This window comes from Shigella sp. SIG6, assembly GCF_053555815.1.
This window is the reverse complement of the sequence record NZ_JBQZXC010000036.1, coordinates 1-11,987: the sequence shown is the minus strand read 5'-3', so window position 1 is coordinate 11,987 and position 11,987 is coordinate 1. Positions and strand designations below refer to the sequence as shown.

Genomic DNA, 11,987 nt, shown 5'->3' with positions numbered 1-11,987 from the left:
TCAGACGACGGATGAAGCAAGAGACGATCGCCGCAAAGGCGATGCGATAGCAGATTAACTCTTGTTCCCTTCGCAGGTATTAGCCTGATCAGGTTCCGCGGATCCCGAATAAACGGTCTCAGCCAGTTAAGGCACTCCGACAAGAAATTAGCCCCCACAAACGGGGCGTTGAATGTAAATTACGCGTTAACAGCGCAGAACTCAAGCAGGATGTTTGACGCGGGCGGCGTCAAGCACCAGCAGAATCAGCTTATCTTCCAGCACAAAGCGCGCTTCCAGCGCCTCGCCGATGTCAGATAAAACCTGTTGAAACTCAAGGTAATTATCATGATCGATGGCGGTTTCCAGGCTGGAATCGTAGTAATCCATAATCTGTTGGGTATTGGCTTCGAGTTGCGGCCAAATCTTCGCGGCGCGCGCGAGTTGCCCGTTGCCTTCCAGCTTATGAAGAATGCGCTCATAAATACTGAAATGTCCGGCAGACAAGTAATCGACCAGGCTCTGACAAAAATCATCAAGGGCTTTTTCGTTTAGCCTCATGTACGATTCTTTGCCAGGCTTAATGCCAACCAGATTGTAGTAAGCCACGAGCAGATGCTTACGTACATGTAGCCAGCGATCAACCAGTTTGTTACTTCCTCTGACGCGCTCCGTCAGGTTATCGAGCTGGTTAAGCATGATTGACTCCGCAAGTTTGTATTCAAAAACTGCTCAGTGAGAAATGTAAAAACCATGTTAAACATGCCAGTGATGCAAAGGTAGTGCAAGAGCTATGGATCGTATAATTGAAAAATTAGATCACGGCTGGTGGGTCGTCAGCCATGAACAAAAATTATGGTTGCCGAAGGGAGAATTGCCGTATGGCGAAGCGGCAAATTTCGATCTTGTGGGTCAGCGCGCACTACAAATCGGCGAATGGCAGGGGGAACCTGTTTGGTTAATACAACAGCAGCGGCGTCACGATATGGGGTCGGTACGTCAGGTCATTGATCTCGATGTTGGGCTGTTTCAACTGGCCGGACGTGGCGTGCAACTGGCGGAGTTTTACCGATCGCATAAATACTGTGGTTACTGCGGGCATGAAATGTATCCGAGCAAAACCGAATGGGCGATGCTGTGCAGCCATTGCCGTGAGCGTTACTACCCGCAAATCGCCCCCTGCATTATTGTTGCCATCCGTCGCGATGATTCGATCCTCCTCGCCCAGCATACCCGCCATCGTAACGGTGTCCATACAGTACTTGCCGGATTCGTCGAAGTGGGCGAAACCCTCGAGCAGGCAGTCGCGCGGGAAGTGATGGAAGAGAGCGGAATTAAAGTTAAAAACTTGCGTTACGTGACTTCTCAGCCGTGGCCGTTTCCTCAGTCTTTAATGACCGCGTTTATGGCGGAATATGACAGCGGCGACATCGTGATCGACCCGAAAGAATTGCTCGAGGCGAACTGGTATCGCTATGACGATTTGCCGTTACTCCCGCCGCCCGGCACCGTAGCGCGCCGTCTGATAGAAGATACTGTGGCGATGTGTCGGGCAGAGTATGAGTGATGATACACTGACCGCCTGACGCACTAAGGAACAGCCAAAATGACCGAACTTAAAAACGATCGTTATCTGCGGGCGCTGCTGCGCCAGCCCGTTGATGTCACTCCAGTATGGATGATGCGCCAGGCGGGTCGCTATCTACCGGAATATAAAGCCACGCGCGCCCAGGCGGGCGATTTTATGTCGCTGTGCAAAAACGCCGAGCTGGCGTGCGAAGTGACTTTGCAACCGCTGCGTCGCTACCCGCTGGATGCGGCGATCCTCTTTTCCGATATCCTCACCGTGCCGGACGCGATGGGGTTAGGGCTCTATTTTGAAGCCGGAGAAGGTCCGCGTTTTACCTCGCCAGTCACCTGCAAAGCCGACGTCGATAAACTGCCAATTCCGGACCCGGAAGATGAGCTGGGTTACGTGATGAACGCGGTGCGTACCATTCGTCACGAACTGAAAGGCGAAGTGCCGCTGATTGGTTTTTCCGGCAGCCCGTGGACGCTGGCAACCTACATGGTGGAAGGCGGCAGCAGCAAAGCCTTCACCGTGATCAAAAAAATGATGTATGCCGATCCGCAGGCGCTGCACGCTCTGCTCGATAAACTGGCGAAAAGCGTCACTTTGTATCTGAATGCGCAGATTAAAGCCGGTGCTCAGGCAGTGATGATTTTCGACACCTGGGGCGGCGTGCTTACCGGGCGCGATTATCAACAGTTCTCGCTCTATTACATGCATAAAATTGTTGATGGTTTACTGCGTGAAAACGACGGTCGCCGCGTGCCAGTCACGCTGTTTACCAAAGGCGGCGGACAGTGGCTGGAAGCCATGGCTGAAACCGGTTGCGATGCGCTGGGCCTCGACTGGACAACGGACATCGCCGATGCGCGCCGCCGTGTGGGCAATAAAGTCGCGTTGCAGGGTAATATGGATCCGTCGATGCTGTACGCGCCGCCTGGCCGCATTGAAGAAGAAGTAGCGACTATACTTGCAGGTTTCGGTCACGGCGAAGGTCATGTCTTTAACCTTGGTCACGGCATTCATCAGGATGTGCCGCCAGAACATGCTGGCGTGTTCGTGGAGGCAGTGCATCGACTGTCTGAACAGTATCACCGCTAAGAGCCTGATCCATCAGGCTATTTTATTTGCCATTTTGAGGCCGGGCAGTGCTCAAAATCCTCACGTACTACGTGTACGCTCCGGTTTTTCCGCGCTGTCCGGCCTCAAACTGCCTTCAACAATTACGCCTGTTGAACCAGGCTCTAAGGAGCGATTATGGATCTCGCGTCATTACGCGCTCAACAAATCGAACTGGCTTCTTCTGTGATCTGCGAGGATCGACTCGATAAAGATCCACCGGATCTGATCGCCGGAGCCGATGTCGGGTTTGAGCAGGGCGGAGAAGTGACGCGAGCGGCGATGGTGCTGCTGAAATATCCCTCGCTTGAGCTGGTGGAGTATAAAGTTGCCCGCATCGCCACCACCATGCCTTACATTCCAGGTTTTCTTTCCTTCCGCGAATATCCTGCGCTGCTGGCAGCGTGGGAGATGCTGTCGCAAAAGCCGGATTTAGTGTTTGTCGATGGTCATGGGATCTCGCATCCTCGCCGTCTTGGCGTCGCCAGCCATTTTGGCTTATTGGTGGATGTGCCGACCATTGGCGTGGCGAAAAAACGGCTCTGCGGTAAATTCGAACCGCTCTCCAGCGAACCGGGCGCGCTGGCCCCACTGATGGATAAAGGCGAGCAGCTGGCCTGGGTCTGGCGCAGCAAAGCGCGCTGTAACCCGTTGTTTATCGCTACCGGCCATCGGGTCAGCGTGGACAGCGCGCTGGCGTGGGTACAACGCTGCATGAAAGGCTATCGTCTGCCGGAGCCAACGCGCTGGGCGGACGCGGTGGCCTCGGAACGTCCGGCGTTCGTGTGCTATACAGCAAATCAGCCCTAATTCAGGTAAACTGCGGATAATTTCCGTATTTGAGAACTCAACATGTTACAAAACCCAATTCATCTGCGTCTGGAGCGCCTGGAAAGCTGGCAGCATGTCACTTTCATGGCTTGCTTATGCGAACGCATGTACCCCAATTACGCCATGTTCTGCCAGCAAACCGGTTTTGGTGATGGGCAAATTTACCGTCGTATTCTCGATCTCATCTGGGAAACGCTGACCGTTAAAGACGCAAAAGTAAATTTCGACAGCCAACTGGAGAAATTTGAAGAAGCGATTCCTTCAGCCGACGATTTCGATCTGTACGGCGTTTATCCGGCAATCGATGCCTGCGTGGCGTTAAGTGAACTGGTCCATTCGCGTTTGAGTGGTGAAACGCTCGAACACGCGGTGGAAGTGAGTAAGACCTCCATCACGACCGTTGCGATGCTGGAAATGACTCAGGCTGGTCGCGAAATGAGCGATGAAGAGCTTAAAGAAAACCCAGCTGTAGAGCAAGAATGGGACATTCAGTGGGAAATATTCCGACTTTTAGCTGAGTGCGAAGAACGCGATATCGAGCTGATAAAAGGCCTTAGGGCAGACCTGCGTGAGTCGGGTGAGAGCAATATTGGTATAATTTTTCAGCAATAAGACCAGAAAACGTGATTTAACGCCTGATTTGTCGTACCTGGAGTCTTCCCTTTCGCCCCCCGTCTGGTCTACATTTGGGGGGCGAAAAAAAGTGGCTATCGGTGCGTGTATGCAGGAGAGTGCTATTCTGGCATTTCCGTCGCACTCGATGCTTAGCAAGCGATAAACACATTGTAAGGATAACTTATGAACAAGACTCAACTGATTGATGTAATTGCAGAGAAAGCAGAACTGTCCAAAACCCAGGCTAAAGCTGCTCTGGAGTCCACTCTGGCTGCAATTACTGAGTCTCTGAAAGAAGGCGATGCTGTACAACTGGTTGGTTTCGGTACCTTCAAAGTGAACCATCGCGCTGAGCGTACTGGCCGCAACCCGCAGACCGGTAAAGAAATCAAAATTGCCGCAGCTAACGTACCGGCATTTGTTTCTGGCAAGGCACTGAAAGACGCAGTTAAGTAAGATTGCGTGGCAGTGAACAGTTTTAACGAAGGGGTGGTTTCACCCCTTTTGTCTTTCTGGCGTCGATCATTGATGCTGGCAGGTGCGCTGTTTCTCACTGCCTGTAGCCACAACTCTTCACTTCCTCCCTTTACCGCCAGTGGATTTGCTGAAGACCAGGGCGCGGTACGCATCTGGCGAAAAGATAGCGGCGATAATGTGCATCTGCTTGCCGTGTTTAGCCCGTGGCGCAGTGGCGATACCACGACGCGAGAGTATCGCTGGCAGGGCGATAACCTCACGCTCATCAATATCAATGTTTACAGCAAACCGCCGGTGAACATTCGCGCGCGTTTTGACGATCGCGGCGATCTGAGCTTTATGCAACGTGAATCCGATGGGGAAAAGCAGCAGCTTTCTAACGACCAAATCGATTTATACCGTTATCGTGCTGATCAGATCCGCCAGATTAGCGATGCCTTACGTCAGGGGAGAATCGTGCTGCGCCAGGGGCGCTGGCATGCGATGGAACAGACCGTGACCACCTGCGAAGGGCAAACCATTAAACCTGATTTAGATTCGCAGGCGATAGCGCATATCGAGCGCCGCCAGAGCCGCTCTTCTGTTGATGTCAGCGTGGCATGGCTGGAAGCGCCCGAAGGTTCGCAATTACTGTTAGTGGCAAACTCTGATTTCTGTCGCTGGCAACCCAACGAGAAAACGTTCTGATTTACCAGTGGCCCATACCCATATGACCGCCACCACCGCAGCCGCCGTAGCCCATGCCCATTCCGGCTCCGCGCGGAATACCCGCTTCAGCCATCGCGATATCTCGTTTCACCCGTAACTCATCTAACGACTGACGCAAATTCTCCATCTCTTTGGCGACCGCGTTAATTTTGCTGCTATCCGGTGGGTTCGCGGCTAACAGGGCATTGTATTCATAACGCTTCGTCACCAGTTGCTGTTGCAGTGCGCTGCTTTGAGCGTAAAAGTCATTATGGATTTTCTGCCACGCTGTCTGTTGTTCGCTGGTCAAAGGCGCGGCATTTTGCTGCCACATACCGTGTCCGCCGTGAGCAAATGCAGATGTCGATCCCATCGCCATTGCTGAAAGCGCCATCATTACCAGGGCAATTTTCGTGTTCCGTTTCATGGTTAATCCTCCAGTGGTTGTCTTACTTCGGGTATTGCATCTTCCGTGCCAACGATGAAACGCTGATATGACGGGTAATCTGGCATGATAAACGAGTAAAAATGACTCGCCTGCTGCGGGTAGCGAGTCATTTTTACTCATTGAAACTTAAGCCTTTGTGTTACAGCGCAGGGTAAGCGCTGATAAAAGATGGCATGATTTCTGCTGTCAGAAAGGGATGAGCAGGCAAAGAAGAAGATGCGTTTTATGCAACGTTCTAAAGACTCCTTAGCTAAATGGTTAAGCGCGATCCTCCCCGTGGTCATTGTTGGGCTGGTAGGGTTGTTTGCGGTGACGGTGATTCGCGATTATGGGCGCGAGACTGCCGCCGCCAGACAAACGCTGCTGGAAAAAGGCAGTGTACTTATTCGCGCTCTTGAATCCGGCTCGCGCGTCGGCATGGGGATGCGCATGCATCATGCGCAGCAGCAGGCCTTACTGGAAGAAATGGCCGGGCAGCCTGGAGTACGTTGGTTTGCGGTCACGGATGAACAAGGAACAATCGTGATGCATAGCAACTCCGGCATGGTGGGAAAACAGCTTTATTCCCCTCAGGAAATGCAGCAGTTACATCCGGGAGATGAAGAAGCGTGGCGGCGGATCGATAGCGCAGACGGCGAGCCTGTTCTGGAAATTTATCGCCAGTTTCAACCGATGTTTGCTGCTGGAATGCACCGGATGCGCCATATGCAGCAGTATGCCGCGACACCACAAGCAATTTTCATCGCTTTCGACGCCAGTAATATTGTGAGTGCCGAAGATCGTGAGCAGAGAAACACCCTGATTATTCTCTTCGCCCTGGCGACGGTCTTGCTGGCAAGCGTATTGTCATTCTTCTGGTATCGCCGCTATCTGCGCTCGCGCCAGCTTCTACAAGATGAAATGAAGCGCAAAGAGAAGCTGGTGGCGCTGGGGCATCTTGCGGCAGGCGTTGCCCACGAAATCCGTAACCCACTTTCCTCGATTAAAGGACTGGCGAAATACTTTGCCGAGCGCGCGCCTGCAGGGGGAGAAGCGCATCAACTGGCGCAGGTGATGGCGAAAGAGGCCGACCGTTTAAACCGCGTGGTAAGCGAGTTGCTGGAACTGGTTAAGCCAACGCATCTGGCTTTGCAGGCGGTGGATCTCAACACGCTGATTAACCACTCATTACAGCTGGTAAGCCAGGATGCAAACAGCCGGGAGATCCAGTTACGCTTTACCGCCAACGACACATTACCGGAAATTCAGGCCGATCCGGACAGGCTGACTCAGGTCCTGTTGAATCTCTATCTCAATGCTATTCAGGCGATTGGTCAGCATGGCGTGATTAGCGTGACGGCCAGCGAAAGCGGCGCGGGCGTGAAAATCAGCGTTACCGACAGCGGTAAGGGAATTGCGGCAGATCAGCTTGAAGCCATCTTCACTCCGTACTTCACCACCAAAGCCGAAGGCACCGGATTGGGGCTGGCGGTCGTGCATAATATTGTTGAACAACACGGTGGTACAATTCAGGTCGCAAGCCAGGAGGGAAAAGGCTCAACGTTCACCCTCTGGCTTCCGGTCAATATTACGCGTAAGGACCCACAAGGATGACGCACGATAATATCGATATTCTGGTGGTGGATGATGACATTAGCCACTGCACTATTTTGCAGGCTTTACTGCGCGGCTGGGGCTATAACGTCGCGCTGGCGAACAGCGGGCGACAGGCGCTGGAGCAGGTGCGGGAACAGGTTTTTGATCTTGTGCTTTGCGATGTGCGAATGGCGGAGATGGACGGCATCGCCACGCTGAAAGAGATCAAAGCGTTAAACCCGGCAATTCCGGTGCTGATTATGACTGCGTACTCCAGCGTCGAGACGGCGGTAGAGGCACTGAAAACTGGGGCGCTGGATTATCTCATCAAGCCGCTGGATTTCGATAACCTACAGGCGACGCTGGAAAAGGCGCTCGCGCATACGCACAGTATTGATGCTGAAACACCTGCGGTGACTGCCAGCCAGTTCGGTATGGTCGGTAAAAGCCCGGCGATGCAACACCTGCTCAGTGAAATCGCCCTCGTCGCGTCATCGGAAGCCACGGTGCTGATCCACGGCGATTCCGGCACCGGTAAAGAGCTGGTCGCCAGGGCGATTCACGCCAGTAGCGCACGTAGCGAAAAACCGCTGGTAACGCTCAACTGTGCGGCACTCAACGAATCCTTGCTGGAATCTGAATTGTTCGGTCACGAAAAAGGGGCGTTTACTGGAGCCGATAAACGCCGGGAAGGGCGCTTTGTTGAGGCGGACGGCGGCACGCTGTTTCTCGATGAAATTGGCGATATCTCGCCGATGATGCAGGTGCGTCTGCTGCGTGCGATTCAGGAGCGCGAAGTTCAGCGTGTCGGTAGCAACCAGACTATCTCGGTTGATGTCCGGCTGATTGCGGCGACCCATCGCGATCTTGCCGCAGAGGTGAATGCCGGGCGTTTTCGCCAGGATCTCTACTATCGCCTGAATGTGGTGGCGATTGAAGTGCCATCGCTGCGGCAACGGCGGGAAGATATCCCTCTGCTGGCTGGCCATTTTCTTCAGCGCTTTGCCGAGCGTAATCGCAAGGCGGTAAAAGGCTTTACGCCACAGGCGATGGATTTGCTGATCCACTACGACTGGCCGGGAAATATTCGTGAACTGGAAAACGCGGTGGAACGGGCGGTGGTGCTGCTGACCGGGGAATATATTTCCGAACGCGAGCTGCCGCTGGCGATTGCCAGTACGCCGATCCCGCTGGGGCAAAGTCAGGATATTCAGCCGTTGGTGGAAGTGGAAAAAGAGGTGATTCTGGCGGCGCTGGAGAAAACGGGCGGCAACAAAACCGAAGCCGCCCGTCAGTTAGGGATCACGCGCAAAACGCTATTGGCAAAACTGTCGCGTTAGTTCTGCTCGCGTTCGATGGCGCGCCAACCGATATCTTTCCGGCAGAAGCAATCATCCCAGTGGATATCGGTCATTAAGGCGTAGGCGCGTTTCTGCGCTTCTGCCACGGTATGACCCAGCGCGGTGACGCACAGTACGCGCCCGCCGCTGGTTACCACCTGCTCGTCATCCGCCAGTTTTGTGCCCGCGTGGAACACTTTGCCGTCAGCCACTTCTTCCAGCGGCAGGCCGTGGATCACATCGCCGGTGCGGTAATCGCCCGGATATCCACCCGCAGCCATCACCACGCTGAGAGAAGCACGTTCATCCCACTCTGACGTTTTCTCGTCCAGTTTGCCTTCACAGGCCGCCAGGCAGAGCTCAACCAGATCGGACTTCATGCGCAGCATAATCGGCTGGGTTTCCGGATCGCCAAAGCGGCAGTTAAATTCAATAACCTTCGGATTGCCCTGTTTGTCGATCATCAGGCCCGCATAGAGAAAACCGGTGTAGGTGTTGCCTTCCGCCGCCATGCCTTTCACGGTTGGCCAGATGATACGTTCCATGGTGCGCTGATGAACTTCATCGGTTACTACCGGCGCGGGGGAGTAAGCGCCCATCCCGCCGGTGTTTGGTCCGTTATCTTTATCGCCTACGCGTTTGTGATCCTGGCTGGTAGCCATCGGCAGCACATGCTCGCCGTCCACCATCACGATAAAGCTCGCTTCTTCGCCATCGAGGAACTCTTCGATAACGATGCGATGACCCGCGTCGCCAAAAGCGTTGCCCGCCAGCATATCGTGAACAGCCGCTTCCGCTTCTTCCAGCGTCATCGCCACGATAACGCCTTTCCCGGCAGCCAGACCGTCCGCTTTAATGACGATTGGCGCGCCTTTCTCACGCAGATACACCAGCGCAGGTTCTACCTCGGTGAAGTTCTGGTATTCCGCCGTAGGGATCTTATGGCGGGCCAGGAAATCTTTGGTAAACGCTTTTGAGCCTTCCAGTTGGGCCGCACCTGCGGTTGGGCCGAAGATTTTCAGCCCGGCGGCGCGGAAGGTATCGACCACGCCTTTCACCAGCGGCGCTTCCGGGCCGACGATGGTCAGATCAATCTTTTCGTTTTGTGCGAAATCCAACAGCGCCGGGATATCGGTCACGCCGATAGCAACGTTTTGCAGCGCGGGTTCCAGCGCAGTGCCTGCATTACCCGGAGCAACAAAAACAGTCTCAACCAGCGGCGACTGGGCCGCTTTCCAGGCCAGCGCGTGCTCGCGCCCGCCGTTACCAATCACTAATACTTTCATCTATTACTCCATTAATGGCGGAAGTGGCGCATGTCGGTGAAGAGCATCGCAATACCGTGCTCGTCGGCGGCGGCAATCACTTCGTCATCACGGATGGAACCGCCAGGCTGGATTACGCAGGTCACGCCCGCAGCGGCGGCGGCATCAATACCGTCGCGGAACGGGAAGAACGCGTCAGAAGCCATCGAGGAACCTTTCACTTCCAGGCCTTCATCGGCAGCTTTAATACCGGCGATTTTCGCGGAGTACACGCGGCTCATCTGGCCCGCGCCAATACCGATGGTCATATTGTTTTTGGCATAGACGATAGCATTGGATTTCACGAATTTCGCCACTTTCCAGCAGAACAGCGCATCACGCAGTTCCTGTTCGGTCGGCTGACGTTGGGTGACGACGCGCAGTTCTTCCGCACCGACCATCCCCAGGTCACGATCCTGAACCAGCAGACCGCCGTTCACGCGTTTGAAATCAAGACCCGGAACACGCTCGCCCCACTGACCGCAGGTCAGAACGCGTACGTTCTGCTTGGCGGCGGTGATTTTCAGGGCTTCTTCGCTGGCGGAAGGCGCAATAATCACTTCGACAAACTGACGAGAAATGATGGCCTGTGCGGTTTCCGCATCCAGCTCGCGGTTAAAGGCAATGATGCCGCCGAATGCGGAGGTTGGGTCGGTTTTGTACGCGCGATCGTAAGCATCAAGAATGGAATTGCCGATAGCTACACCGCAAGGGTTGGCGTGCTTCACAATCACACATGCCGGCTCGGCGAACTCTTTCACGCACTCCAGCGCCGCATCGGTATCGGCGATGTTGTTATAAGAGAGGGCTTTACCCTGAATCTGGGTTGCGGTAGCAACGGAGGCTTCTTTCACATTCTCTTCTATATAGAAGGCAGCCTGCTGGTGGCTGTTCTCGCCGTAACGCATATCCTGCTTCTTAATGAAGTTCAGGTTCAGCGTGCGTGGGAAGCGACCGGCGGCTTCTTTGCTTTCACCGTGGTACGCCGGAACCATGCTGCCGAAGTAGTTGGCAATCATGCTGTCGTAGGCGGCAGTGTGTTCGAAGGCTTTGATGGCGAGGTCGAAACGGGTTGCAAGCGTCAGCGATCCTTCGTTGTCATCCATCTCTTTAATAATGGCGTCGTAGTCGCTGCTCTTCACCACGATTGCGACATCTTTATGGTTCTTAGCGGCGGAGCGCACCATGGTCGGGCCGCCGATATCGATGTTCTCAACCGCATCTTCCAGCGAGCAGCCTTCACGAGCAACAGTCTGGGCGAACGGATACAGGTTAACAACCACCATATCGATAGGCTGGATCTGATGTTCTTCCATAATGGCATCGTCCTGGCCGCGACGGCCCAGAATGCCACCATGTACTTTCGGATGCAGGGTCTTCACGCGTCCATCCATCATCTCCGGGAAACCGGTGTAATCGGAAACTTCGGTTACCGGCAGACCTTTTTCTGCTAACAGACGGGCAGTGCCCCCTGTAGACAGCAGCTCCACACCGCGTGCGGAAAGTGCCTGGGCGAATTCGACGATACCGGCTTTGTCAGAAACACTGAGCAGAGCGCGGCGGACTGGACGACGTTGTTGCATGGTAAATCCCCTGGGGTTGACTATTACAGAGAGCGTTAGCTGAATTTTTCGCGAAAAACTCAGCTAACGCCCCTAACGGGGCATCCTTATTTTTCGCCCGCATTGTAACGAAAACGTTTGCGCAACGCTCGCGAATTTTTTCCTTTCAATGGTGATCACAATTTTGACAGTGGTTACCGTGGGAAAAATACAGAAATTACATTGATGATTGTGGATAACTCTGTGCGTAAAAAGGTATAAAGCGGGGTTTTGCTGGGGAATGCAGCAGTCAGTCATTTTTCTGCAATTTTTCTATTGCGGCCTGCGGAGAACTCCCTATAATGCGCCTTCATCGACACGGCGGATGTGAATCACTTCACACAAACAGCCGGTTCGGTTGAAGAGAAAAATCCTGAAATTCAGGGTTGACTCTGAAAGAGGAAAGCGTAATATACGCCACCTCGCGACAGTGCGCTAAAG

At 53.9% G+C, this 11,987-nt stretch carries 12 protein-coding genes and 1 riboswitch; of the genes, 8 read left to right on the top strand and 4 right to left on the bottom strand.

Annotated features, from left to right (window positions below; translation table 11 throughout):
• Window positions 1-48: 48 nt before the first annotated feature.
• A riboswitch (TPP riboswitch) is annotated at window positions 49-149 on the bottom strand.
• Between the two features lie 52 nt (window positions 150-201).
• A complete protein-coding gene (gene rsd, locus ACUU1M_RS08580; RefSeq protein WP_000934302.1) occupies window positions 202-678 on the bottom strand; it encodes a sigma D regulator in 477 nt (158 codons plus the stop codon).
• A 94-nt stretch (window positions 679-772) separates the two neighbouring features.
• Between rsd and nudC the strand changes: the two genes are divergently transcribed.
• The 6 genes from nudC to ACUU1M_RS08550 all read left to right on the top strand — a co-directional run bounded on the left by nudC (window position 773) and on the right by ACUU1M_RS08550 (window position 5,278).
• Window positions 773-1,546: an NAD(+) diphosphatase gene (nudC, locus tag ACUU1M_RS08575; RefSeq protein ID WP_000373929.1), complete on the top strand. Its 774-nt coding sequence runs from the start codon at window positions 773-775 to the stop codon at window positions 1,544-1,546.
• Window positions 1,547-1,585: 39 nt separating this feature from the next.
• The gene (gene hemE, locus ACUU1M_RS08570; RefSeq protein WP_000137637.1) at window positions 1,586-2,650 is read left to right on the top strand and encodes a uroporphyrinogen decarboxylase; all 1,065 of its coding nucleotides are present in this window, start codon (window positions 1,586-1,588) and stop codon (window positions 2,648-2,650) included.
• Between the two features lie 156 nt (window positions 2,651-2,806).
• The gene (gene nfi, locus ACUU1M_RS08565) at window positions 2,807-3,478 is read left to right on the top strand and encodes a deoxyribonuclease V (protein ID WP_000362372.1); all 672 of its coding nucleotides are present in this window, start codon (window positions 2,807-2,809) and stop codon (window positions 3,476-3,478) included.
• A gap of 42 nt (window positions 3,479-3,520) precedes the next feature.
• A complete protein-coding gene (locus ACUU1M_RS08560) occupies window positions 3,521-4,111 on the top strand; it encodes a YjaG family protein (protein ID WP_000940109.1) in 591 nt (196 codons plus the stop codon).
• Window positions 4,112-4,297: 186 nt separating this feature from the next.
• Complete coding sequence (hupA, locus tag ACUU1M_RS08555; RefSeq protein WP_001044513.1) at window positions 4,298-4,570, top strand: nucleoid-associated protein HU-alpha; 273 nt, start codon at window positions 4,298-4,300, stop codon at window positions 4,568-4,570.
• A 12-nt stretch (window positions 4,571-4,582) separates the two neighbouring features.
• The gene (locus ACUU1M_RS08550; protein WP_042774604.1) at window positions 4,583-5,278 is read left to right on the top strand and encodes a DUF1481 domain-containing protein; all 696 of its coding nucleotides are present in this window, start codon (window positions 4,583-4,585) and stop codon (window positions 5,276-5,278) included.
• Window position 5,279: 1 nt separating this feature from the next.
• On the opposite strand, the gene zraP is transcribed toward ACUU1M_RS08550, so the two are convergent.
• The gene (gene zraP / locus ACUU1M_RS08545) at window positions 5,280-5,705 is read right to left on the bottom strand and encodes a zinc resistance sensor/chaperone ZraP (RefSeq protein WP_000828222.1); all 426 of its coding nucleotides are present in this window, start codon (window positions 5,703-5,705) and stop codon (window positions 5,280-5,282) included.
• Window positions 5,706-5,942: 237 nt separating this feature from the next.
• Here zraP and zraS point away from each other — a divergent pair, with 237 nt between their 5' ends.
• On the top strand, window positions 5,943-7,319 hold the full coding sequence (gene zraS / locus ACUU1M_RS08540; protein WP_001211915.1) for a two-component system sensor histidine kinase ZraS: 1,377 nt from the start codon (window positions 5,943-5,945) through the stop codon (window positions 7,317-7,319).
• Window positions 7,316-8,641 (top strand): sigma-54-dependent response regulator transcription factor ZraR, encoded by a 1,326-nt coding sequence (zraR, locus tag ACUU1M_RS08535; RefSeq protein WP_000148514.1) that lies wholly within the window; start codon window positions 7,316-7,318, stop codon window positions 8,639-8,641. The genes zraS and zraR overlap by 4 nt, the downstream gene beginning before the upstream one ends.
• Here the strand turns inward: zraR and purD are convergent.
• On the bottom strand, window positions 8,638-9,927 hold the full coding sequence (gene purD / locus ACUU1M_RS08530; protein ID WP_000866821.1) for a phosphoribosylamine--glycine ligase: 1,290 nt from the start codon (window positions 9,925-9,927) through the stop codon (window positions 8,638-8,640). The two genes, zraR and purD, sit on opposite strands and share 4 nt — an antisense overlap.
• 11 nt (window positions 9,928-9,938) lie before the next feature.
• A complete protein-coding gene (gene purH, locus ACUU1M_RS08525) occupies window positions 9,939-11,528 on the bottom strand; it encodes a bifunctional phosphoribosylaminoimidazolecarboxamide formyltransferase/IMP cyclohydrolase (protein WP_152028924.1) in 1,590 nt (529 codons plus the stop codon).
• Window positions 11,529-11,987 lie beyond the last annotated feature (459 nt).

Coding starts and splice junctions, on each gene's coding strand:
- nudC (WP_000373929.1), top strand. CDS start 773: ATGGATCGTATAATTGAAAAATTAGATCACGGCTGGTGGGTCGTCAGC.
- rsd (WP_000934302.1), bottom strand. CDS start 678: ATGCTTAACCAGCTCGATAACCTGACGGAGCGCGTCAGAGGAAGTAAC.
- zraS (WP_001211915.1), top strand. CDS start 5,943: ATGCGTTTTATGCAACGTTCTAAAGACTCCTTAGCTAAATGGTTAAGC.
- hupA (WP_001044513.1), top strand. CDS start 4,298: ATGAACAAGACTCAACTGATTGATGTAATTGCAGAGAAAGCAGAACTG.
- purD (WP_000866821.1), bottom strand. CDS start 9,927: ATGAAAGTATTAGTGATTGGTAACGGCGGGCGCGAGCACGCGCTGGCC.
- nfi (WP_000362372.1), top strand. CDS start 2,807: ATGGATCTCGCGTCATTACGCGCTCAACAAATCGAACTGGCTTCTTCT.
- purH (WP_152028924.1), bottom strand. CDS start 11,528: ATGCAACAACGTCGTCCAGTCCGCCGCGCTCTGCTCAGTGTTTCTGAC.
- hemE (WP_000137637.1), top strand. CDS start 1,586: ATGACCGAACTTAAAAACGATCGTTATCTGCGGGCGCTGCTGCGCCAG.
- ACUU1M_RS08560 (WP_000940109.1), top strand. CDS start 3,521: ATGTTACAAAACCCAATTCATCTGCGTCTGGAGCGCCTGGAAAGCTGG.
- zraP (WP_000828222.1), bottom strand. CDS start 5,705: ATGAAACGGAACACGAAAATTGCCCTGGTAATGATGGCGCTTTCAGCA.
- zraR (WP_000148514.1), top strand. CDS start 7,316: ATGACGCACGATAATATCGATATTCTGGTGGTGGATGATGACATTAGC.